The sequence below is a fragment of the Acinetobacter sp. YH12236 genome, assembly GCF_013417645.1.
Lineage (GTDB): Bacteria > Pseudomonadota > Gammaproteobacteria > Pseudomonadales > Moraxellaceae > Acinetobacter.
In genome coordinates this window covers 25600-50400 of sequence record NZ_VPDM01000008.1, presented here as the reverse complement: position 1 = coordinate 50400, position 24801 = coordinate 25600, and the positions used below count along the sequence as shown (strand labels likewise).

21 protein-coding genes and 1 riboswitch are annotated in these 24801 nt (G+C 44.9%); of the genes, 18 read left to right on the top strand and 3 right to left on the bottom strand.

Translation table 11 applies throughout. The features are described 5' to 3' along the window. The first annotated feature begins 21 nt into the window (after positions 1–21). From FTV14_RS05290 to lpxC, 5 genes are all read left to right on the top strand, one after another. Positions 22–951, top strand: coding sequence for a D-alanine--D-alanine ligase (locus FTV14_RS05290; protein ID WP_166137467.1), 930 nt, complete (start codon positions 22–24; stop codon positions 949–951). Positions 952–954: 3 nt separating this feature from the next. Further along, a complete protein-coding gene (locus tag FTV14_RS05285) occupies positions 955–1809 on the top strand; it encodes a cell division protein FtsQ/DivIB (RefSeq protein ID WP_179991919.1) in 855 nt (284 codons plus the stop codon). A gap of 71 nt (positions 1810–1880) precedes the next feature. Continuing rightward, the gene (gene ftsA / locus FTV14_RS05280; RefSeq protein WP_159123790.1) at positions 1881–3143 is read left to right on the top strand and encodes a cell division protein FtsA; all 1263 of its coding nucleotides are present in this window, start codon (positions 1881–1883) and stop codon (positions 3141–3143) included. Positions 3144–3302: 159 nt separating this feature from the next. Next, positions 3303–4490 (top strand): cell division protein FtsZ, encoded by a 1188-nt coding sequence (ftsZ, locus tag FTV14_RS05275; protein ID WP_179991920.1) that lies wholly within the window; start codon positions 3303–3305, stop codon positions 4488–4490. 126 nt (positions 4491–4616) lie between these two features. Continuing rightward, complete coding sequence (lpxC, locus tag FTV14_RS05270) at positions 4617–5519, top strand: UDP-3-O-acyl-N-acetylglucosamine deacetylase (RefSeq protein ID WP_034170289.1); 903 nt, start codon at positions 4617–4619, stop codon at positions 5517–5519. Between the two features lie 99 nt (positions 5520–5618). Here lpxC and FTV14_RS05265 read toward each other — a convergent pair whose 3' ends face one another. After that, positions 5619–6059, bottom strand: coding sequence for a DciA family protein (locus FTV14_RS05265; protein ID WP_004781492.1), 441 nt, complete (start codon positions 6057–6059; stop codon positions 5619–5621). Between the two features lie 110 nt (positions 6060–6169). Between FTV14_RS05265 and FTV14_RS05260 the strand changes: the two genes are divergently transcribed. From FTV14_RS05260 to recJ, 10 genes are all read left to right on the top strand, one after another. Continuing rightward, positions 6170–6865 (top strand): M23 family metallopeptidase, encoded by a 696-nt coding sequence (locus tag FTV14_RS05260; protein ID WP_180031070.1) that lies wholly within the window; start codon positions 6170–6172, stop codon positions 6863–6865. Positions 6866–7215: 350 nt separating this feature from the next. Beyond that, a complete protein-coding gene (gene aceE / locus FTV14_RS05255) occupies positions 7216–9918 on the top strand; it encodes a pyruvate dehydrogenase (acetyl-transferring), homodimeric type (protein WP_180011097.1) in 2703 nt (900 codons plus the stop codon). A gap of 2 nt (positions 9919–9920) precedes the next feature. Further along, positions 9921–11951, top strand: coding sequence for a 2-oxo acid dehydrogenase subunit E2 (locus FTV14_RS05250; RefSeq protein ID WP_180030996.1), 2031 nt, complete (start codon positions 9921–9923; stop codon positions 11949–11951). Positions 11952–12039: 88 nt separating this feature from the next. Then, a riboswitch (yybP-ykoY riboswitch) is annotated at positions 12040–12180 on the top strand. 73 nt (positions 12181–12253) lie between these two features. Continuing rightward, complete coding sequence (locus tag FTV14_RS05245) at positions 12254–12829, top strand: TMEM165/GDT1 family protein (RefSeq protein WP_159123792.1); 576 nt, start codon at positions 12254–12256, stop codon at positions 12827–12829. A gap of 186 nt (positions 12830–13015) precedes the next feature. Continuing rightward, positions 13016–13813: an MBL fold metallo-hydrolase gene (locus FTV14_RS05240; protein WP_180030998.1), complete on the top strand. Its 798-nt coding sequence runs from the start codon at positions 13016–13018 to the stop codon at positions 13811–13813. A gap of 99 nt (positions 13814–13912) precedes the next feature. Next, entirely contained in the window at positions 13913–14278 is a 366-nt protein-coding gene (locus tag FTV14_RS05235; protein ID WP_180031000.1) for a YkgJ family cysteine cluster protein, read from the top strand. Between the two features lie 262 nt (positions 14279–14540). Further along, positions 14541–16007: an IMP dehydrogenase gene (gene guaB, locus FTV14_RS05230; RefSeq protein ID WP_034170242.1), complete on the top strand. Its 1467-nt coding sequence runs from the start codon at positions 14541–14543 to the stop codon at positions 16005–16007. Between the two features lie 122 nt (positions 16008–16129). Next, entirely contained in the window at positions 16130–17461 is a 1332-nt protein-coding gene (gene glmM / locus FTV14_RS05225; RefSeq protein ID WP_180031004.1) for a phosphoglucosamine mutase, read from the top strand. A 15-nt stretch (positions 17462–17476) separates the two neighbouring features. Then, a complete protein-coding gene (gene pdxH, locus FTV14_RS05220; protein WP_159123794.1) occupies positions 17477–18133 on the top strand; it encodes a pyridoxamine 5'-phosphate oxidase in 657 nt (218 codons plus the stop codon). A 2-nt stretch (positions 18134–18135) separates the two neighbouring features. Next, entirely contained in the window at positions 18136–19839 is a 1704-nt protein-coding gene (recJ, locus tag FTV14_RS05215) for a single-stranded-DNA-specific exonuclease RecJ (protein WP_180031006.1), read from the top strand. Between the two features lie 51 nt (positions 19840–19890). Here recJ and FTV14_RS05210 read toward each other — a convergent pair whose 3' ends face one another. Both FTV14_RS05210 and FTV14_RS05205 read right to left on the bottom strand, forming a co-directional pair. After that, positions 19891–20691 carry a putative porin gene (locus FTV14_RS05210; RefSeq protein WP_179991927.1) on the bottom strand — a complete coding sequence of 267 codons (801 nt, stop codon included), beginning with the start codon at positions 20689–20691 and terminating at the stop codon, positions 19891–19893. Positions 20692–20863: 172 nt separating this feature from the next. Further along, entirely contained in the window at positions 20864–21649 is a 786-nt protein-coding gene (locus tag FTV14_RS05205) for a putative porin (protein WP_034703585.1), read from the bottom strand. 504 nt (positions 21650–22153) lie between these two features. On the opposite strand from FTV14_RS05205, the gene prfB reads away from it, so the two are divergent. The 3 genes from prfB (at position 22154) to FTV14_RS05190 (ending at position 24796) form a co-directional block, all read left to right on the top strand. After that, positions 22154–23249, top strand: a protein-coding gene (gene prfB, locus FTV14_RS05200) for a peptide chain release factor 2 (RefSeq protein WP_153561931.1) whose coding sequence is annotated in 2 segments (ribosomal slippage) — positions 22154–22225 and positions 22227–23249 — 1095 coding nt in all. Because the reading frame shifts where the segments join, the coding sequence is not laid out codon by codon here. A gap of 146 nt (positions 23250–23395) precedes the next feature. Continuing rightward, on the top strand, positions 23396–23695 hold the full coding sequence (locus tag FTV14_RS05195) for a helix-turn-helix transcriptional regulator (RefSeq protein ID WP_121979733.1): 300 nt from the start codon (positions 23396–23398) through the stop codon (positions 23693–23695). A 15-nt stretch (positions 23696–23710) separates the two neighbouring features. Next, positions 23711–24796, top strand: coding sequence for an alkene reductase (locus FTV14_RS05190; RefSeq protein ID WP_166139484.1), 1086 nt, complete (start codon positions 23711–23713; stop codon positions 24794–24796). Positions 24797–24801: the final 5 nt, after the last annotated feature.

Sequence of the window (24801 nt, the reverse complement as noted above, 5' to 3'; positions counted from 1 at the left end):
AAAAAGTTTAAGGATATAAACGTGTCAAATGCTTCAAAATTCGGAAAAGTTGCCGTATTGCTGGGTGGTAAATCTGCAGAGCGTGAGGTTTCGCTAGATAGTGGAACCGCCGTACTTGAGGCATTAATGCGTTCTGGGGTCAATGCAGAAGCGTTTGATCCACAAGAGCGTAGTGTTACCGAGCTGGTAAATTATGATCGTGCGTTTGTGGTATTGCATGGTCGTGGCGGTGAAGACGGTCAGATTCAGGGTGCGCTGGAATGGTTGAATATTCCATATACCGGTACAGGCGTACAGGGTTCTGCCATTGGTATGGATAAAGTCAAAACCAAACAGGTTTGGCAGGGTTCAGAATTACCTACTGCGCCATATCGTATCGTGACCAAGAACTCGAATGCGCAAGAAATTGTATCTGCTCTAGATTTGCCGCTGATCATTAAGCCTGTACACGAAGGTTCGAGTATTGGCATGAGTAAAGTTGAAAAAGTAGAAGACTTTGCTGATGCGATTGCCAAAGCCACTGAACATGATGCCGTGGTTATGGCAGAGAAATGGATCACAGGCCGTGAATTTACCATTGTAATTCTGAATGGTCAGGCCCTACCTGTCATTCGTCTGCAACCGCCAGAAGATGTGGCTTTCTATGACTATGAAGCTAAATATCAGCGTAATGATGTGGAATATGGCATTCCATGTGGCTTAAGCGAGTCTGAAGAGAAAGAATTGCAAGCCTTGGCTCTACGTGCCTTCCAGGCGGTGGGTGCAAGTGGCTGGGGCCGTATTGATGCAATGCAGGATGAACAGGGTAATTTCTGGTTGCTGGAAGTGAATACAGTTCCGGGGATGACCAGTCATTCTCTGGTACCAAAAGCGGCAGCAGCCGTCGGCTATAGTTTTGATGCGCTCTGTGTAGCGATTCTGGAACAAACATTAAACGGTGCGGCACACTAAGTTATGGCTCAACTCCCAGCAACCATGCGCCGTAAACGTGCTGCGATTACCTCAATTCACGACAAGCCGCCGACACGCAAAGAAAAACTGACCAACCTAGGTGGTTGGGCCTTGTTGTGTGTCGCGCTGGTGGTGCTAGCTTTTGGGATTTTTGGCCTGTATAAGGTGATGACGGATGCTCAGGTAGCAGAGCTGAAAGTGGCAGGAACGCGTACAGCAGCTGAAGAGCGTCAGGTCATGCAGTACGTTTCACCGATTGTGACTGAAAACTATTTTACTTCGGACCTGGAATCGATTCGTGACCGTGCACTGGAATTGTCTTGGGTGGATCGTGTCGTGGTATCTCGTGCCTGGCCAGACAAAATTCATGTCCGGGTAATGCCGCATCATGCCATTGCACGTTGGGGAACAGGGCGTTTACTAAGTGACAGTGGTGTGATTTTTACGGAAGTCACACCCAAGAATTATCAGGCATTACCGTTACTACATGGGCCGGCGAGCCATGCAGAAACCATGATGCGACGTTATAATGAAATCAATCAGTTATTTTTACCACAAGGTATTCGTTTAAAAGAATTATATTTAACTGAACGAATGACCTGGTTTATGCAGTTTGATTCAGGTTTGCGTGTGATTGTCGATAAAGACCAAACCATGAGCAAGTTGCAACGTTTGAGTCATCTGTCCTATAGCGAACTAAAACCGGTATGGTCGAAAATTTCAGCGATCGACCTGCGTTATCGCAATGGATTGGCGATTCAATGGAAAAATTCAATTCCGCCTAAAATTGTAAATGGTCAATTTATTGTAACCATTAATGACACGGGCGTTGAGAATAATGTAACAGTAAAGCCATAATGACCGGCTTTAAAAACTAGAGGCCTTATAAAGCCATAAATCTAACAAACACGTAATGGTAGTAGTTAATAATGAGTGAAGCTGTTCCCTCGGTTGTGGCGATTGACATTGGGACACACAAAGTTTCAGTTTTGATTGGTAAGGTACACGCGCCAGACAATATCCAAGTGATTGGGATGGCGACCGCTCGTAACCGAGGCATGAATAAAGGAAAAATTGTCAGTCTCGATAAAGTCATTACCGCCATTAAAAACGCCGTACAAGAAGCGGAAGATATGGCTGAATGTCGTGTGCATTCTGCGTGGATTTCGATCCCAAGTGCTGAATTAAAAAGCTTTTATGCCTCGGGTCGTACCACCATTGATAATAGTGAACATTCAATTACGACCAGTGAAGTGGTGCGGGCACTTGAGCTGGCCAAAGCCAGTCATGTCACCTCAGATCATTATCTGGTGAGTGCGGTGCCTTTGGGCTTCGAGCTGGATGATGCACCTGAGTGGGTACTCAACCCGATCCGTATGTCGGCACATAGCATGACCGGGCATTATCATTTGATGATGTTACCGATCAGCACCATGCAGAATATTGACCGCGCTTTAAAAGGGGCCAATATCGGTGTGGAGAAAATGGTGGTGTCCTGTCTAGCTACTGCTGAAGCCAGCCTGCTGAAAGATGAAAAAGAATATGGCGTGTGTCTGGTAGATATCGGTGCGGGAACCACCAATATTGCTGTTTATTTGGATGGCCGTTTGGCGTTAACCCATACTATTCAGCGTGGCGGTGAACATGTGACCCGTGATATTGCAGCAGTTTTACAGACCACGACAGAAGAAGCAGAACGTCTGAAATTGCTCTATGGCTGTGTTGACCTGAAAGTGGTTAAACCAGAGCATATGATTCAGTTCCAGGGCATTGATGGACCACAAACCATTAGCCGGATTGAACTGACTGAAATTATCATGGCGCGTTATGAAGAAATCATGGGTCTGGTGCGTGATGAACTGGTGAACCATGGCGCGATGCAGGGACTGTATCATGGTGTGGTGCTGACTGGTGATGCCAGTCAGATTGAAGGTATGGTCAGCTTTGTACGCCGTACCTTGGGTGTATCTGCACATCTGGGCAATCCGCCGGTACAGGTCTATGCAGATGAACAGCACCAGGCGGCTTTACGTCGTTCCCAGTACGCAACAGTGGCTGGTTTGCTGATGTTTAGCCAGAGTGATACCCAGGAAACCCTCGTTGAGACCGAAGACGGGGACAAGTTATCAGTAACACAGCGCATTAAACGGGCATGGTCAGGTTTTAACGAAACGTTAAAAGCGATCTTTTAAGCGATTTTTATTGTGAATATTGTTGGGAAGTTGTAGTTAATCGGGCTTGTACTTGACAAGTGCTTGCTTGAGCAGCATTCTTAAAAACAATTTTTATCAAGATTAAGGCAGTATACGGGCTTAGTGACTGCCAATTATGAATTAGGAATTTTATAGGTCATGGCCTCATTTGAATTTTTCGAAGAAGATCATAGCGATAGCAATGGTCAAGCCCGTTTCACTGTATTTGGTGTAGGTGGTGCGGGTGGTAATGCTGTACAGCATATGTTGCAGTCCGATATCCAGGGCGTAAAGTTCGTCTGTGCCAATACAGACAAACAGGCACTGGATCGCATGGAAGCCGAATTTAAAATTCAGCTGGGCGAGCAAAGTACACGTGGTCTGGGTGCTGGAGCAAATCCACAGGTCGGTCAAGCGGCAGCAGAAGAAAGCCGTGAACTGATCCGCCAGCAGCTTGAAGGTACCGATATGGTATTTGTCACCGCCGGTATGGGTGGTGGTACAGGTACCGGTGCTGCGCCAGTCGTTGCTGAAATTGCTAAAGAAATGGGTATCCTCACTGTTGGTGTCGTAACTACACCATTCAACTTTGAAGGTAAACGCCGTCTGCAATCTGCCGAGAAGGGGATTGAAGCGTTAGAACAGCATGTAGATTCTCTGATCATCATTCCAAACCAGCGTCTATTGAAAGTCTTCCGTGATATTTCAATGAAGGATGCATATAAAAAAGCGGATGATGTACTGTTGAATGCGGTACGTAGTATCTTTGACCTGGTGGTACGTCCTGGTCACATTAACCTTGACTTCGCCGATCTGAAAACTGCAATGAGTACACGTGGTTATGCCATGATGGGGGTAGGCTTGGGTCGTGGTGAAAACCGTGCACGTCAGGCAGCAGAACAGGCGATTCGCAGCCCATTACTGGATAACGTCACCATCATGAATGCCAAAGGTATTCTGATTAACGTGACGGGTGGTGATGACGTAACCTTCGGTGAAATCGAAGAAATTACTGATGTTGTAAACCAGATCGTGGATCTGGACGAAGGTCAGGTCTTCTACGGCACAGTATTTGACCCTGATGCTCGTGATGAAATCAGTGTAACGGTGATTGCGACTGGTTTGACTCGCCATGCTGCAGATTCGGTTGAGCCGACTAAACGCGCAAATGTACAGGCAGTACGTCCATCATCATCACAGGCAGTAGTTGAAGATGATGATGTACCGGCAATTCAGCGTCAGCAAAATGAAGCAGGTGCAGCAGCTAATCCTGCCGCTTCAGTTTCTAGTCCGCGTCCAACGCCAATGAGCATCCAAGATTATCTTAAAAATCAACAGCGCAAATAATATGTAACAGCATGTGTTTACGATGATTGCACAGAAAAGGTGGCTTTAGAGCCACCTTTTGTTTTTTATCAATGGCCAAATATGCTAACGTATAGCGGTTTTATTGGTGAACAGATGATAAAAAGCATGTTGAAACAACGTACCCTGCAACGTATCGTGAAAGCGAGCGGAATCGGTCTTCATAGTGGGCAGAAGGTTATGATTAACTTTGTGCCACACCACGCCGATGGGGGCATTGTGTTTCGTCGTATTGATCTGGATCCACCTGTCGATATTCCTGCAGATGCCTTATTGATCCAGGAAGCCTTCATGTGTTCGAACCTGGTTCAGTCAAATGCCAAAGTGGGTACGATTGAGCATGTGATGAGCGCCATTGCAGGATTAGGTATTGATAACCTGATTATTGAAGTGTCAGCTTCAGAAGTTCCCATTATGGATGGCAGTGCCGGACCTTTCATTTATCTGCTCATGCAGGGCGGCTTGCAAGAACTAGATGCACCAAAGAAATTTATTAAAATTATTAAACCTGTTGAAGCCCTGATCGATGATAAACGGGCGATTTTCAGCCCACATGACGGCTTTCAGCTAAATTTCACTATTGATTTTGATCATCCTGCCTTTAAAAAAGAACATCAATCTGCCAGCATCGATTTTTCTACAGAAACCTTTGTTTATGAAGTCAGTGAAGCGCGTACATTCGGCTTTATGAAAGACCTTGACTACTTGAAAGCCAATAATCTGGCTTTGGGTGCAAGCTTGGAAAATGCCATCGGTGTAGATGAAACCGGCGTAGTCAATGAAGAAGGTTTGCGTTTCTCGGATGAGTTTGTACGCCACAAAATTCTAGATGCAGTTGGTGATTTATACCTGCTAGGCCACCAGATTATTGCCAAATTTGATGGTTACAAATCAGGGCATGCTTTGAATAATCAACTATTGCGTAACGTGAAAAGTGACCCAAGCAGCTATGAAATTGTAACATTTGATGACGTAACTCAATGTCCAATTAGTTATGTAACTGTGACATAAGTCCTTGTCTTTGTGTCTTTGTGTTATAACTTAGCTGCATCTAATGTGACACCTGTCACATAAAAATAACATTGGAATTTATTACATCTCATTGCAATGTTACTTTTTATTGCTTGCCAAACGTAGTAAAGCTTGGCTAAGCTTAGGGTCGCTTATAAAGTCAGCAGCACCGCGAAGTAATTCCTGTGTTTCTGGACTCAAGGCTCTTTCAGATTTTTCTGGAACCGGTTGAACAGGGGATGGATTCCTTAAGCAAACCTGGATTTTAGTGAGATCTTTTAATTCGTTTATTTGAGAGAGTTGTGAGATGTATTGCTTTTGAAGATAGGCCAATTGAGAAATCATGGCTTGGTTTTCACCAGTAATCGTTAACACACCATTTTGATAGCAGGCAACTTGCCATTGTTCGGGTTGAGGCAATAGCGGTTGTACGAGTTTCGTAAGCTTCTGCCATGCAGAAACTTGTGATGAGAGAAACGAAAAGTTTCCTGTTTTTATCTGTTTTCTTGTTTTTTGAAAGACGTTGACAGGTTCCGACATACATAATTCCTACATGTTTATGTCTTAATCTTATGCGCTTCTTAAAGTGGATATCAAGGAAGAGATCTTCAAGAAACTCGATTAGCAGTTTAGAGAGGTTTTTTATGCATATGCCTATGCGACGTATCCTATTGGCATTTTCTATTTCGGTTTCAGCTGCTTCAGTAGCTTTTGCAGATTTAGTGGATCTGAATCAACAAGATGCTACACCTGACCGTCTTGAGCAGTTAACACGTACTTTATCGCAGGGTTCTTATACCCATCCTGAAGATATTGATATTCCCGCACAAACCAAATTAAATGTTCAGCTACGTGAAAAACCGGTTGAACTGAATAATCAGACCATTGCCCAAAAATATGGCAATTCTTCATCTAGATCTAGCAAAGTTGCATCTTCAAATAATCCTTATTCGTGGTTAGTGGCTCATCCATTACCCGACATGAAACGTGTCAGCTCAAATTTTGGCGGCCGTACCATGGGTGGTCGTGCTGAAAATCACTCAGGTCTAGATCTGGCTGCTGCAAGCGGTACCCCGATCTATGCAACTGGTCCTGGTATCGTAACCAAATCGGGTTGGGGTACAGGTTATGGTCAGTATGTCGAAATTAACCATGGTAATGGATACCTTACTCGTTATGCCCATGCTTCACGCTTGATTGCACGTGTGGGAGATCAGGTGCAAGCCGGTGATCATATTGCGAATGTAGGTTGTACAGGTCGTTGTACTGGTCCTCATCTACACTATGAAGTAGTAAAAGACGGTCAACGTAAAAATCCTTCAACTTATTTAGCAATGTTGCCTTAAGCGTAGCTTTGCTCAAAATAACTGAAATACTTTAATACGTCTGATACTTGATACTCATAAAAAATCAATCAAACCGCTTTTAAGGCAATTAGACTGAACATTTCTTCCAGGGAGTAGAGAAGGAGTTCGGTCTAATTGCTTTTAGATATTATATTATCACCGAGAATTATAACTGTCGTATAAAAAATCGCCATTATTGACTTCTTTTTGTTACTTTGTGTAAGAAAGTGTCAATGTATATTTAGATAATAAATAGTACTCCAGAACCGCATTCAGCCAAGGCCATACCTGTATAAGCCGTAAATATGATACATATAAGTGATCAATTTGGCTTTCAGGAACTGTAGATTATGGCGTTTTATGGAGATACCGACGCTCAAGAAACCCAAGAATGGCAAGACGCTTTTGACTCCGTTTTGCAACACATGGGAACCGAGCGCGCCGCCTTTTTACTTGAAAAACTTTATCAACGCGCAATTGCCAAACATGTTCCTATTCAGCGTTTAAATACTCCCTACTTAAACACTATTTCTGTAGAAGAACAACCTGCGATGCCGGGCGACCAGGACATGGAGCGCCGTATTCGCGCGCTGATCCGCTGGAATGCTTTGGCAATGGTGCTTCGCGCAAATAAAACCGGTGATGACCTAGGTGGTCACTTGGCCAGCTTTGCTTCATCTGCCACTTTATACGATGTGGGTTTTAACCATTTCTTCCGTGCCAATAACGACAGCTTCGGTGGCGACCTGATTTACTATCAAGGTCACTGTGCCCCGGGGATTTATGCCCGCTCATTTCTAGAAGGCCGCTTAACTGAAGAGCATCTGAATAATTTCCGTCGTGAAGTCGGCGGCAAAGGTCTGCCTTCTTATCCTCATCCTTACTTGATGCCAGACTACTGGCAGTTCCCGACGGTATCGATGGGCCTGGGTCCAATCATGTCGATCTATCAGGCGCATATTCAAAAGTATCTGATGAACCGTGGCCTGATTAAGGAAGAAGACCGTAAAGTCTGGGCTTATCTGGGCGATGGCGAAATGGATGAGCCGGAAAGCTTAGGCGCGATTTCACTGGCGGGTCGTGAGAAGCTGGACAACCTGATCTGGGTGGTGAACTGTAACTTGCAGCGTCTGGATGGCCCGGTACGTGGTAATGGCAAGATCATTCAGGAACTTGAATCATTGTTCCGTGGTGCTGGCTGGCGCGTGATTAAAGTTGTCTGGGGTCGTCATTGGGATCCGCTACTGGATAAAGACAAATCTGGTGCACTCAAAGCGATTATGGAAGAAGCAGTAGATGGTGATTATCAGCGCTATCAGGTGAAAGGTGGTGCTTATGCACGCGCACATTTCTTTGGTAAATATCCAGAAGCAGAAGCTTTGGTCAAAGACCTGAGCGATGAAGATATCGATAATCTGAACCGTGGTGGTCATGACCCGTACAAAGTCTTTGCTGCCTATGCAGAAGCGACCAAGGCCAAAGGTCAGCCAACGGTCATTCTGGCGAAAACCGTAAAAGGTTATGGTCTGTCTGATGAAATTGAAGCGGTGAATAAGACCCACCAAATCAAGAAAATGCAGCTGGAATCATTGAAATATGTACGTAACCGTTTCAACTTGCCATTTACTGATGAACAACTGGAAGAAATTCCATTCTACCGCCCAAGCGAAAACTCGCCTGAAATTAAATATATGAAGGCACGCCGTGAAGCACTGGGTGGTTATCTGCCAGCACGTCGCAAAGAAAGCGAATCTTTACCAATTCCTGAGCTCTCTGTTTTTGATGCTGTGCTCAAAGGTTCAAACGGTAAAGAACAGTCCACCACCATGGTCATGGTTCGTCTCATCTCTGCCTTATTAAAAGAGAAAGCAATCAAGGACCGTGTGGTACCGATCGTGCCAGATGAAGCGCGTACCTTTGGTCTGGAAGGGATGTTCCGTCAATTGGGGATCTATGCAGCGCATGGTCAACAATATACCCCTGAAGATCAGGAACAGTTGATGCATTACCGTGAAGCCAAAGACGGTCATATGTTACAGGAAGGGATTAACGAAGCCGGTGCGATGAGCGCATGGGCAGCCTTGGCGACCAGTTATTCAACCAATAACCTGCCAATGATTCCGATGTACATGTACTACTCGATGTTCGGCTTCCAGCGTATTGGCGATATTGCCTGGGCCGCAGGTGATGCACAGGCGCAAGGTTTCTTGCTGGGTGCAACCGCTGGCCGTACTACCTTAAATGGTGAGGGCTTGCAGCATCAGGATGGTCATTCGCATATTCTGGCCAACACCATTCCAAACTGTGTCTCTTATGACCCGTGCTTTGGCTATGAGCTTGCTGTGATCGTGCATGATGGTCTGCAACGTATGTATGTGAATCAGGAGCGTGTGTTCTATTATCTGACCCTGATGAATGAAAACTACGAACATCCGCCAATGCCGCAAGGTGCAGAAGAAGGCATCAAGCGTGGTATGTATCTGCTGGAAGAAGACGAAAAAGCGACGGTTCAGTTGATGGGTTCAGGCGTGATTCTGCGTGAAGTGATCAAGGCCGCAAAAATCCTGCGTGAGGAATATCAGATTCATGCCAATGTCTGGAGCGTGACCAGCTTTAACGAACTCGCTCGCGATGGTATGGCATGTGAAGAATATAACCGCCTGCATCCACTGGCTGAAGAAGCGAAAGAACCATGGGTATCTCAGCAGTTACGTGACAAGGACGGTATTGTGGTATCGGCCACTGATCACATGCGTGCCTATAGCGAACAGATCCGTGCCTATCTTCCAGATAGCCGTCCATTCGTAGCCTTGGGTACCGATGGTTATGGCCGTTCAGATACCCGTGGCAACCTGCGTAGCTACTTTGGTGTCGATGCTGCACATATTGTCGTAGCAACCTTGAAGAAGCTGGCAGATGAAGGTGAAGTCGATGCACGTTTAGTGAAAGATGCGATCTCTAGCTTTGAGTTAGATACTGATCGTCCGGTGGCTTGGGCGCCACAGGCGACCCCGGAACTGCATGCTGTTGCTGACTACAAAGAGGAGAACTAATCATGCAAATTACGACTCCAGATATTGGTGTAGATAAGGCAACTGTGGCAGAAATCCTGGTGAAGGTGGGTGACACCATCGCTGTAGATGAAAGTATTGTGCTGCTGGAATCGGATAAAGCCTCTGTTGAAGTGCCAAGCACTTCAGCAGGTGTGGTCAAAAACATCCTGATCAATCAGGGTGATGAAGTATCTGAAGGTACTGTCTTGATTGAACTGCAGGCTGAAGATGATGCCGGTACGGTAGAAAGTCAGGAAGCTGATGCTGCTGACAAAACTTCGGAAAATACCCCAACTGAATTGCCTGATGAGGAAATTCTGCAGGAAGTGGCGACACATCAGCCTAAAGCCTCTAGCCAAAGTGAACAGTCCTCTCAATCGGCTTCTACATCTACTGTAGAAGTGAAATTGCCGGATATTGGCGTAGAAAAAGCCCTGGTGGGTGAAATTCTGGTTCAGGTTGGCGATGAAGTTGAAGTTGATCAAAGCCTGGTCGTGGTTGAATCGGATAAAGCAACAGTTGAAGTACCAAGTACAGTTGCAGGTACTGTAGAAGCGATTCATATTCAGGAAGGTGATTCAGTCAAAGAGGGGGTGCTGATTCTGACAGTGAAAACTGCAGATTTAGCACCAGCTGCTGAGCAAGCAGCGCCTCAAGCAGAAGAAAAGCCAAAAGCTCAAGCAACACCTGAAGCCAAAACTGAAACAGCACCACAACAGGCGGCATCCCCTGCAGGCGATATTGAAGTAAAAGTACCTGACTTGGGTGTAGACAAGGCTGCTGTAGCAGAAATTCTGGTACAGGTCGGTGATACGGTGGAGAAAGACCAGAGCATCATCGTGGTCGAATCGGATAAAGCGACAGTAGAAGTGCCGAGCACGACTGCCGGAGTGATTAAGGCGATTCATGTTGAGCTGGGCCAGAGTGTTTCTGAAGGTGTGGCACTGATTACGATTAAAGCTGAAGGACAAGCATCACCTGCTGCAGCTCCAGCGACAAAATCAGAAGCACCTGTAGCCAAAGCTACACCTGCACCAGCCGCAGCGCCAAAAGCTGACACTGCTGCTGCGACGCCTGAAACGCATAGTGCAGACAAGCTCACCAAAGAGCAGAACGCTGCCAATGCCAAAGTTTATGCTGGTCCTGCTGTGCGGAAACTGGCTCGTGAACTGGGTGTGGTATTGGCAGAAGTGAAAGCTTCTGGTCCGCATGAGCGTCTAATGAAAGAAGACCTGTTTGCGTATGTGAAAGATCGCCTGACTGCACCGCAAACAACAGTTGCACCTGCGGTAGCTGCAGCTCCTGCTGGCTTGCCAAAACTGCCTGATTTCAGTGCTTTTGGTGGGGTAGAAGAGAAAGCCTTGACGCGTCTGCAACAGGTTTCGATTCCACAGTTATCTTTAAATAACTACATCCCACAAGTGACCCAGTTTGATGCAGCCGATATCACTGAGCTGGAAGCTTGGCGTAATGAGCTGAAAGGCAACTTCAAAAAAGAAGGTATTGGCCTGACCATCATGGCTTTCATTATCAAGGCTGTAGCTTATCTGCTCAAAGAAGAGCGTGAGTTTGCCGGTCACCTGTCTGATGACGGTAAATCGGTATTGCTACGGAATGAGATCCATATGGGCATTGCGGTTGCGACGCCAGATGGTCTGACTGTTCCTGTATTACGTAACCCGGACCAGAAGTCGATCAAGAAGATCGCTATTGAGCTCGGTGAGTTAAGCCAGAAAGCGCGTGATAAGAAATTATCACCTAAAGATCTGCAAGGTGCGAACTTCACCATCACCAGCTTGGGCTCAATTGGCGGTACAGCATTTACGCCGTTGGTGAACTGGCCGCAAGTGGCGATCTTGGGTATTTCTCCTGCGACCATGCAACCGGTATGGAATGGGGAGGGCTTTGATCCACGTTTGATGCTGCCACTGTCACTGTCTTATGACCATCGCGTAATTAATGGTGCCGATGCTGCACGCTTTACCAATAAGCTGACCAAGCTGTTAAAGGATATTCGTACACTCTTGATCTGATTCATGAATGTATGAAAATAAAAACCCTGCTCCGGCAGGGTTTTTTTATATGACAATTTGTAAATATAAACACGGTTGGCTATAATGGGCGCACTTCATTGGGGAGTAGCCGCCTTTTGCGCAAAGCAGAAGGGTGATGGTCAACATATTTGCTCAACAGGGCATGGTCATCATAGCAAAGAACCAAATAAGCTTCTCGAAGCTTTCTTTTGTTGGCAAGACCTTTGATTTACCATTCTGCAGATTTTGGCTGGCGGGAAGGGTGAATCATCGGTAGAAAATGCCAGCCAGAGAAAGACCGCATGTACGAATTCCTGCTTTCCACGGCCATCGTTGCACTTGCCGAAATGGGTGATAAAACCCAGTTACTGGCTTTGCTTCTTGCAGCACGTTTCCGCAAACCGACACCGATTTTAATTGCAATTTTACTGGCAACCCTGATTAACCATGGTCTTTCAGCAGCCCTGGGGCAATGGGTCACTACCGTTATTGGGCCAGAAATTTTGCTGTGGATCGTGTCAGTCGGTTTTATTGGGATGGCAATCTGGATGCTGATTCCGGATGAATTAGGGGATGAAAACGACAGTATCAATAAATGGCAAAAGTACGGCGTGTTTGGTGCGACTTTTGTGCTGTTCTTCCTGGCTGAAATTGGCGATAAAACCCAGATTGCGACAGTGGCACTGGCAGCACGTTTTGACAGTGTGCTTTGGGTGATGATGGGTACTACCGTCGGAATGATGATTGCCAACGCACCTGCGGTATTTATCGGTGATAAACTGGCGAATAAACTTCCAATCGGCCTGATTCATAAAATTGGCGCCAGTATTTTCTTGATCATCGGTGTCGGCACCTTGGCACAACATTATTTATTTTAAAAATAAAAATCAATTTCGTATAAATCCTGAGCTAAAAACTCGGGATTTTTTATTGTGAAATTGTGCTCAATTTGCTGATAAATAAAGTTATATATCCAGTTTTATTGATTGTAAGTTCATTTAATTCCCTATATGTTATATGCCTATAGAAAAACCATCCTAAACGAAAAAAATTGGGGATTACTGATGGCCTTCGAGCGCACCACATCGCAAGTCTTGTTTGATAATGGGACACATAAATGTATTAGTTTTACCAGTCTCGTTAAAGGTGAAGGTGTCCAGGCAAACCAATTTCTGATTTTAGACAATGAGCGTGCTGCAGTACTTGATCCGGGCGGTGATTTAACTTATGTACCGTTGACCATGGAACTGAACCGCTATACCCGGTTAAGCAATCTGGATTATGTGATGGCATCGCATCAGGATCCGGACATTATTACGTCCATGCCGCGCTGGCTGGTCTATACCGAAGCCAAAGTCGTAGCTTCCAAGCTCTGGGCGCGATTCTTGCCGCATCTGAATTCAGCCTTTATGAGTGACCGTATGAAAGGTAACTGGCTGGATCGTCTGATTGAATTGCCGGATCATGGTCAGATCATTCCACTCGGTCAATCCAGCATTATTGCTATTCCAGCGCACTTTTTACATTCAGTCGGTAATTTCCAGTTTTATGACCCGATTGCCAAGATCCTGTTTTCGGGTGATATGGGGGCGTCAATGGTCGAGGATGCTTCAAAGCCACTGGAAAATTTTGCAGCGCACATTCCGAAAATGAAAGGATTTCACCAGCGCTATATGTGCAATAACAAGGTGATTCGTTTATGGGTACAGATGGTACGTACCATGGATGTAGACATGATTGTGCCACAACATGGAACACCATTTGTGGGTAAAGAACAGATTAACCAGTTTCTGGACTGGATTGAAACACTGGAATGTGGCACTGATTTAATGGATGAAACTGTTTTTACTTGTCCTGAATAGTTCAAGAAAATTTTAAATTTTTTCTTGAGTAGAAAAACAACATTTTTTATATTTTCCGCCGGCAAAAAAACTGTTTTTGATGACGAGAATTTATAAGAAATGTTGTCTCAAGTTCCTACACAAGATGCATGTTTAAGTTGTGGCGCATGTTGCGCCTATTTCAGGGTTTCATTTTATTGGGCAGAGGGGATTCCCATGCCCGAGCACTATACTGAGCCTGTCACCTCGGTCTATTCATGCATGGCGGGAACCAATCAGAAAAATCCGCGCTGTGTTGCGCTAGAAGGCAAGATTGGCGAGCAGGTGAGTTGCGGCATGTACGAGCTACGTAGCTCATCCTGTAAAGAAGTGCAGATCGCTGATGCCCAGTGCAATAAAGCACGGATGGCACACAATATGATTCCATTCATCCAGATTGAGCCGGATGAAGCCGAAAATGATGATAAATTCGAACGGGTGAGCTAAATTCAAACTCAAGATTTAAAAAGCAGGGTATGGACTCTGCTTTTTTTATGGGAGAAAAAATTAGTAAGGGATTTTGTAAAGCAAATAAATATGATGACTACTCTGGCATATTTAAATTGTTGATTGAATAGTCAAATTTACAGGTTTAGATATTCGGATTAAATCTAAGTCCAGATTTAGACAAAATAAATTTTGCAATTGCAATGAAATTTAGAGCTAAATTTGTTTATAATAGCGCACGGAAATTACCAGTGAGACTGTTATGTTGACCATCGTTCAAGACGCGTTAACCTTCGATGATGTCCTATTACTCCCTGCCTACTCTACTGTTCTCCCAAAAGATGTCTCTCTAAAGACACGCCTGACTCGCGGCATTAACCTGAATATCCCACTTGTTTCAGCAGCTATGGATACTGTGACTGAGTCACGTATGGCAATTGCGATGGCACAAAATGGCGGTATCGGTATTCTGCACAAGAACATGGATATTGCTGCCCAGGCCGCAGAAGTACGCCGTGTGAAAAAATTTGAAGCCGGTATGGTGAAAGATCCGATCACAGTTACCCCAGAAACTACAGTACGTGAACTGATCGCTGTGACTCAAGCGAATAACATCAGCGGTGTACCCGTAGTTAAAGACGGTAAAGTGGTTGGTATCGTGACAGGCCGTGATACACGCTTTGAAACCAATCTGGAACAGCCGGTCAGCAATATCATGACTGGTCAAGACCGTCTGGTGACTGTGCGTGAAGGCGAATCGAAAGAAAACATTCAGGCCTTATTGCAAAAAAACCGTATTGAAAAAGTTATCGTTGTTGGCGAAAACAACGAATTAAAAGGCTTGATCACGGTAACTGATTTCCGTAAAGCGGAACTTTATCCAAATAGCTGTAAAGATGATTTAGGTCGTCTACGTGTAGGTGCAGCAGTCGGTACTGGCGCTGAAACACCAAGCCGTGTAGAAGCACTGGTTGATGCTGGTGTAGACGTGATTGTTGTGGACACTGCACATGGTCACTCTGCGGGTGTGATCGAGCGTGTACGCTGGGTCAAACAGAACTACCCACAAGTTCAAGTGATTGGCGGTAACATCGCCACTGGTGATGCTGCGCTTGCATTGCTTGATGCGGGTGCGGACGCAGTGAAAGTGGGTATCGGCCCTGGCTCAATCTGTACAACTCGTATCGTGGCTGGTATTGGTATGCCACAAATCTCCGCAATTGATTCTGTTGCGCGTGCATTGAAAGAGCAGATTCCATTGATTGCTGATGGTGGTATCCGTTTCTCTGGTGATATGGCAAAAGCGATTGGCGCTGGTGCAAGTACCATCATGGTAGGTTCATTAATGGCGGGTACTGAAGAAGCACCGGGCGAAGTTGAATTCTTCCAGGGCCGTTACTACAAAGCTTACCGTGGTATGGGTTCTTTGGGTGCGATGGCCGGTGCGACTGGTTCTGCTGACCGTTACTTCCAGGATTCTAAAGCCGGTGCTGAAAAACTGGTTCCTGAAGGTATTGAAGGTCGCGTACCGTACAAAGGCCCAATGGGCAATATCGTGCATCAGATGATGGGCGGTCTGCGTTCTTCTATGGGCTATACTGGTTCTGCAACCATTGATGATCTTCGTCAAAATGCCAAGTTTGTGAAAATCACATCTGCCGGTATGTCCGAGTCTCACGTGCATGATGTAACCATCACCAAAGAAGCGCCAAACTACCGTATGGGCTAACTTTCGTTGATTGTTTACTTTAAAAAAGCCGTCATCCTCATGACGGCTTTTTTGTTTTGGTGTACAGTGTTGCACAATGAAAAAGGATGATGTAAATCACCCGCTAAGAAGTGAGACAAAGCATGAGTTATTTTGGTACCGATGGTATTCGTGGAAAATTTGGTGAGTTACCCATTACACCTGAATTTGCCCTGAAATTAGGTTTTGCGGCAGGAAAAGTATTAAAACGAAATAGTAAAAAAAACAAACCATTGGTGGTACTGGGTAAAGATACCCGTTTATCTGGTTATATTCTGGAATCTGCGCTACAGGCAGGACTCAATGCGGCAGGTGTTTATGTGCATCTGCTTGGACCTTTGCCAACCCCAGCCATTGCCCATTTGACCCGTGCTTTGCATGCCAGTCTCGGTATTGTCATTTCTGCATCACACAATCCGTATTTCGATAACGGGATTAAGTTTTTCTCGAGTGAAGGTAAAAAACTGCCTGATGCTTTGCAGGATCAGATCAACCAGGAACTGGAAAAAGAACTGGTGATCGAAGATAACGCGAACTTGGGTAAAAGTTTCCGCGTGAAAGATGCCAATGGCCGTTATATCGAATTCTGTAAATCAACCTTCCCATACCATTTAGACCTGAATGATTTAACGATTGTGGTCGATTGTGCCAATGGTGCAGCTTACAGCGTTGGCCCTGCGGTTTTCCGTGAACTGGGTGCTAAGGTTATTTCCATCTATGATGAACCGACCGGTCTGAATATCAATGAGAACTGTGGTTCAACTCATCCGGAAAATCTGCAAAAAGCAGTGGTTGAGCATGGTGCTGATTTAGGCATAGCCTTCGATGGTGATGCTGACCGCGTGATTATGGTCGATAAAAACGGTGAGCAAATTACCGGTGATCATATTCTGTATATTCTTGCGACTCAGGCAAAAAATAAGCCAGCTGGGATTGTTGGTACCTTGATGAGCAACATGGCGCTGGAACTGGCCCTCGAGAAAGCTGGGGTAGAGCTGCTACGTGCCAAAGTCGGTGACCGTTATGTACTGCAAGGTCTGGAAGAAAAAGGCTGGTCGATTGGTGGTGAGCCATCAGGCCATATCCTGACTTTGGACAAGAGCACCACAGGCGATGCGATTATTGCTGCGCTGCAAGTCTTAACCGTGATGGTCGAGCAGAAGAAAGCACTGCACGAGTTAGTGGCTGATTTTAAATTATTGCCGAATGTCTTGGTGAATGTACGTCTGAATACCATGTTTGACCCGTACTCAGTGCCTGCTTTGACTGCAGAATTTAGCAAAGCTGAAGAACAGCTCAAAGGCCGTGGCCGTTTACTGATCCGTAAATCAGGGACTGAACCGGTGATCCGTGTCATGGTGGAAGGCGAGGATCTTGCAGAGGTAACCACACTGGCAAATTCATTGGCTGATGCGGTACGTGCCAACGCCGCTTAAATGGGGGAAGAGTGAATGAGCGATCTGATTAAGGATCTAAGTGAACTGCGTCTGAACTACCAAAAAGGCGAGCTACATGAAGATCAGGTCAATCCCAATCCGCATATGCAGTTTTTGCAGTGGTTTAACCATGCACTTGCTGCACAGCTGCATGAACCTTATGCCATGTCATTGGCAACTGCAAATGCACAGGGTCGTCCGCATGTGCGCACAGTGTTGCTGCGTGGTGCGACTGAAGCGGGTTATGATTTCTATACCAATTATGATAGTCAGAAAGGTCTGGATCTGGCCGAAAACCCGTATGCAGAATTGCTGTTTTACTGGCAGGAACAGGAACGTCAGATCCGGATTAGCGGTAAAGTAGTTAAAATTTCGGAAGAAGAATCAACTGATTATTATCATAAACGTCCGCGTGAAAGTCAGATCGCTGCTCATATCAGTACTCCGCAAAGTGGTGTGGTTGCGAGTCGTGAAGAACTACAGCAACGTTTCTGGAATCTGCATCAGCAGGTTGCCAATCAGGAAGAGCTGGATAAACCGGTATTCTGGGGCGGCTATCGTTTGCAGCCGGACTATTATGAATTCTGGCAGGGGCGCCCCAACCGTTTACATGACCGCCTGAGTTATGAAAAAATCGATGGGGCGTGGAAACTACAACGATTGATGCCATAACAATGCCTAAACTTGAAATCAAGCAAAGACCTTTACTGACACGCCCTGAATCTTTTCAGGGCGTGCCTTCATTTGTAGCTAACATTCTGGCACGCCGTGGCGTGGAATCTGAACAGGAGCTGGAGCTGAAACTCAAGCATCTGCTGGCTCCGACCATGAAAGGCTTAACGGAAGCGGTCCAGCTGATTGATCAGGCTATAGATGCCGGCCAGAAAATCGTAATTGTCGGTGACTATGATGCTGATGGGGCGACCAGTACCACACTGATGGTACTTGCTCTGCGTGATATGGGTGCTCATGTCGACTATCTGGTTCCTGACCGGTTTAAGTATGGTTATGGCCTGACACCTGCGATTGCGGATCTGGCTTTTGCTAATTTTACGCCGGATCTTTTAATCACAGTGGATAACGGGATTTCCAGTCATGAAGGCGTGAAACAGGCGCAAGATCATGGTATGCAGGTGATTATTACCGATCACCACTTAACTACCAAGCCTACCCCTGCAGCAGAGGCTGTGGTCAATCCCAATCAGCTGGGCTGTGATTTTCCAAGTAAGGCTTTGGCGGGAGTAGGGGTAGCTTTTTATGTCTTGGCGAATCTATCGACTCATCGTAAAAAGCTGGGTAAATCTTCAACGGTTATTACCAATTATCTGGATCTGGTCGCTTTAGGCACTTATGCAGATGTTGCAAGTCTGGACTATAACAACCGTATTCTGGTGGATGCCGGCTTAAAACGGATTCAGCAGCATCTTTGTCGTCCTGGCATCAGTGCCTTGCTGGAAATTGCTGGTCGTGATGCTGCCGCGCTCAAAGCGCAGGATCTGGGTTTTGTGCTTGGTCCACGTATTAATGCTGCGGGTCGTATGGAAACCATGGATATCGGGATTGAGTGTCTGCTCGCTCCTGATCTGGCAACCGCTTATCCACTCGCAGAACAGTTGAATCAGCTCAATGTCGAACGTCGTCAGGTAGAAGGCAAAATCAAGCAGGAAGCTTTGACTGAACTGGAAAAAATCCAGCTGGATGAGAATACTTTGCCAGCCGCGCTGATCATGTTTGAACAGCACTGGCATCAGGGTGTGATCGGGATTGTGGCGGGGCGTTTAAAAGAACAGTTCCATCGTCCAAGTATTGTGTTCGCAGCAGATGAAGATGGGATTCATATCAAAGGTTCAGCACGTTCCATTGAAGGGATTCATATCCGGGATAGTATTGAACGGATAGCAGAGCAGTATCCGCATCTGGTCAGCCATTTTGGTGGGCACGCGGCCGCAGCGGGACTAACTATTAAAAAACAGCATTTTGCTGAATTTAAACAGGTCTTTGAACAGCGGATTGCAGAGATGGATGAAAGCCTATTTACCGCTACGCTGTGGACTGATGGGGAACTACCGGCATCAGCTTTCCAAATTGAAACGGTCGATTTACTGCAAAACTTAAGTCCATGGGGACAAAAGTTTCCTCAACCGATTTTTGAAGGCATCTTTAAGATTCTGGATTACCGCTGGCTCAAGGATGTACATCTGAAATTACGTGTTGCCTTAGAGAATGGGCAGGTTGTGGATGCGATTGCCTTTAGTGCCATCGATAAATACAAGTTTGATCCGATGAAGCAGCATGTTCGTCTGGTTTATGAACTGGATAAAAATGTCTTTAATGGCAATGTCAGCCTGCAAATGCGGATTATCCATTTAGAGCAATAGGCCATAAAAAACCGCTCGAGTGAGCGGTTTTTTGACTTCTAATCGGAGAGATTAGAAGCGGAAAGTACCATTGATACCAAACGAGTCAATACCGTCAGTTGTGTGGTAATTTACACCTGCTGCAATAGTTGGCGTAAAGAATTTTTGAGCTTTAATACCGAACAGTGTATCTGAACCATCTGCAGTAGAATCAGCAATAGATAGACCTACACTGAGAGTTGGATCGATATAAAGATCAGCAGCTAAGCGATAGGTTGTTTCATCACCAATATAAGTTAAACCTTCAAAATTGGTGAAATGATTGCCAATTTGAGTCACGTATTTGGCACGTAAAGATAATGCAGTGTCATCACCTACAGTAAGTGCATTTGAAAGATTTGCGGTGAAACCATAGTTTGCCACTTGAACTGGGTCTACGCTTTCATTTGCGGCACCTACTGCTAGCAACAAGCCAGTAACTGGTAGGTAACCTACTTCAAGCGCATAACCGGTATTATCGTCACCTGCAAAATCAACTTGGTTAATAGTACCGCTTACATAAAATTGAGTATTTGGAATATAAAACTCACCACTTACACCAAACACATCAATATCTTCATCGCCATCACCGCTTGCATTTGCATAACCTAAGCCAATATTGCTTGCTTTATTTAGGAAAGCCGCTTCTGCAAGTGGAGAGTTCTTAACTTGAACATCATTTAAATAATATTTTCCATTGATGAAAAATGTATCTAGATCCCCAAGGTTATCGATATCAGTGTTTTCATACCCTACATTAAGTTCAGCTTGGTAAGCATGTGCAGTTCCTAGGCTAGCAAGAAGTGCTGTAGCAAGAGCAAGTTTCTTAAACATTTAGATTTTCTCTCTTTGTTATAAAATATGGCTGTTTTATTAACAGTTGTAACAAATTGTACAGATAATAATCGCCCCGTCAATGTGCAAAAACTACCTAAATGCTTGTTTAAAGTGCAATAAAAAACCCATCCGAAGATGGGTTTTTTATAATGAAATTTCTTAGTTTGGATTAGAAGCGGTATTTCGCAGCTAGACCAAATTTGTTGTAGTCTTGGTTACCAATTTCACCAAAACCTACACGGCCTTCTAAGCTCACTTGTTCATTAAAGAATTTACGTGCACTTACACCAAATTCATTTGAGTCATATGGGCCATTGTCTTTGCTTTGATAATCAGCACCAACACTTAAAGTTTTGTCGATGAAGTAGTCAGCTTTTAAGTTGTACTCATCCAGGTCGCCAAAGGCAGCGCCAGCTTCAAGGTTAATATCTTTACCATTGCTTAAGGTAGTCACATATTTAGCACGTAAAGTTGGATCTACACCGTCATCATAGTCATTGTCATAACCTTTCACACCTGCTGCAATTAACAGACCTGGTGCAGGTAAATAACCGACTTCAGCACTATAAACGGTTTCGTCAAAATCAGGTGCATAGTCGTATTTAGAATCATCACGACCTACGCTACCACTCAAATAAAAATCTGAGTTTGGTACGAAGTATTCAGCACCTACACCATAACGGTGACGTTCTGAAGAGTCGTAATCATCATATTGATATTGAGCTTTCACATTACTTGCACGATCAAGGAAAGCTGCTTCGGCTAATGGTGCATTACGTGTTTCAACTGGATTAAAGTAGTATGTGCCATCAACACCAAAAGAGCCGCTTGAGCTACCATTATCCGGGTCTGTTAGGCCTGCAGATGCACCCACTTCTACTTGATAAGCATGAGCTGCTGTACCTGTAAGAGCTACGGCTGAAAGTAATGCTGAAGCGATTGCTAGTTTTTTCATGCGGATACTCCCCTCTGAAAAATATGGCTAAAATTAATACACTTTTTGTTACAACTTTAAGTCTAGACCAATTCCAATAATCGTCAATCAAAGGAAAGTTACTACATTGTGAGTAAGGTAATATTATGTAATTTTCATTTAATAACTAATTGAATTTAAAAACTAAAAATGAAATGTTTTGTTTTATTAAAAGTGTGTAGATATTGTGGAATGTATTGAAAATGCTATTTTTTATCTTATTTTGTAGGGGTTTTAGGGTTTTAAAATGAATCAAAAACTGAGTATAAAAATACAGCGAAATATATTTAAGAATAGAATGAGAAAGTATTAAAAATAATATTTAGCTATTTTATCGGGCTGACAAATTTTGTAATTAAAAAATGTGCTAGTGACATTTTCTTGCTTAGCTTTAAAGATGGATTTATCGCTATAAATTGGCGAAATAGACTGTGATATAATATTAACCTAAGAATTTATACCTAATTTTGATTGAGAGTAATTCACGTGGAAATTAATCCGTATCTAAACCAATTAAAAGACTTAAACGAACGTGGTCAAACACTACGGGGGTATCTTTGACTACGATCTGAAAAAAGAGCGTTTAGAAGAAGTCCTGCGTGAATTAGAAGACCCGGCAATCTGGAATGACCAGAGTCGTGCTCAGGCCATGGCCAAAGAAAAAGGCGAGCTTGAAAATGTACTTAATGTACTGGACGGCTTAACGACCCAGCTTGAAGATGCCCAAGCAATGCTTGACCTTGCGGTTGAAGCAGATGAAGAGGCCATGCTGGAAGATGTGCAGGCTGAGCTGAATGCGGCTGAAGAAGGACTGGCGAAGCTTGAGTTCCGTCGTATGTTCAGCAATCCGATGGATCCAAACCCTTGCTATGTGGAAATTCAGGCAGGTTCCGGCGGTACCGAAGCACAGGACTGGGCATCTATGCTGCTACGTATGTACATGCGCTGGATCGAACGTCATGGTTTTAAAGCTGAACTGATGGAAGAATCTGATGGGGATGTTGCCGGTATTAAATCTGCGACGATTCGTGTCGAAGGTGAGTATGCTTATGGCTGGTTGCGTACCGAATCTGGTGTACACCGTTTAGTGCGTAAATCACCATTTGACTCGGGCAACCGTCGTCATACGTCATTTTCTGCCGTGTTTGTCTCACCTGAAGTAGATGACAATATCGAAATTGAAATCAATCCTTCAGATGTCCGTACCGATACTTACCGTGCATCAGGCGCGGGTGGTCAGCACATTAACAAAACTGACTCTGCCGTGCGTTTAACCCACATTCCAACCGGTATTGTGGTGGCTTGTCAGAACCAGCGTTCACAACATGCCAACCGTGACCATGCCTGGAAGCAATTACGTGCCAAGCTATATGAGCTGGAAATGAATAAACGTAATGAAGCTGCACAGGCATTGGAAGATTCCAAGTCTGATATCGGCTGGGGTAGCCAGATTCGTTCTTATGTCCTCGATGATTCACGTATCAAGGATTTGCGTACAGGGGTAGAAAACTCTAATACTGGCGCAGTTCTGGACGGTGATCTGGACAAATTTATCGAAGCAAGCCTGAAACAGGGCCTGTAAGAAATCGTTTAAAAGCTGGCGTAACAAAGCTTTAACAGACTGTGACTCTTATATCTAAATTATTCGATATATAAATCGAAAAAATACGATATAATGATCACAGACGCTGAATGAAGTTTCGTTGCGCCACTGATTGTGATGTGCCTATGGACCTTGATCTAATTTTTAAAGCCTTAGCCAATCCGACCCGTCGACAAATTCTGGAGTGGTTAAAATCTCCGGAGCAATATCTGTCTGCGGAAGAGTGTGGTGGCTTTCAACGTGGGGTCTGTGCAGGTCAAATTGAACGTTTGGGCCAGGTTTCACAGTCCACCATGTCCAATCACCTGTCGGTATTACAGCAGGCTGGCCTGATTACTGCGACCAAGCATGGACAGTGGTCATATTTCTCCCGCAATGAAACTTTGATTCAGCAATTTATCGAACACCTACAACAACACCTTTAACAGGTGGGAGTAACGATGGCTGAATTAAATTCTCCTTTAACGCTCGGTGCGTTAGAGCTTAAAAACCGTGTCATCATGGCGCCGTTGACCCGTAGCCGCGCAACTGCTGATCGCGTTCCAACCCCCATGATGGTTGAGTACTATGCGCAACGTGCAAGTGCTGGCCTGATCATTTCTGAAGCTACAGTGATTTCCGAAGAAGCCAACGGTTATTTAAATACTCCAGGACTGTTTACCGATGCTCAGGTCGAAGGCTGGAAAAAGGTCACTCAAGCGGTTCATGAGAAGGGCGGTTTAATCGTTGCCCAGCTTTGGCATGTTGGTCGTGTATCACATCCGGATCTGTTAAATGGTGAAACACCAGTGTCTGCAAGTGCAGTACAACAGGCGGGTCATGTCAGCTTGTTACGTCCAAAACGTCCATACGTTACGCCACGTCCCTTGGAAGTTTCTGAAATTCACGCGATTACCGAGCAATACAAACAAGCCGCGATTCGTGCTAAAGAAGCCGGTTTTGATGGTGTTGAATTACATGCTGCCAATGGTTATTTGATTGACCAGTTCTTGCAAAGCAAAACCAATCAGCGTGAAGATGAATACGGCGGTTCAGTCGAAAACCGTACACGGTTCCTGCTAGAAGCAACTGATGCACTGATTGAAGTATGGGGTGCGGATCGTGTAGGGGTGCATTTTGCTCCGCGTGGTGATGACCATGACATGGGTGATAATGATCCACGTGAAACATTTGGCTATGCCATGGAGCAGCTGGGCAAGCGCAAGATTGCCTTCTTCTTTACCCGTGAATATCTGGCTGAAGACAGTATTTCCGAATATATGAAAGAGCGTTCAGGTGGAGTACCTTATATTGCCAATATGCAACTGAGTCGTGAAGATGCGATTGAGCTGTTGGCAGCTGAAAAGGCAGATGCAGTCGCATTTGGTAAAGCCTACATTGCAAATCCTGATCTATACGAACGTCTGCTTGATAATGCACCGCTTAATGAGCTGAAAATGGAAAATATGATCGGCAGTCAGGTGGCTGAAGGTTATATTGATTATCCAACTTTGGCAGAAGTTAGAGTATTAAGCACCATAGAATAATTCGA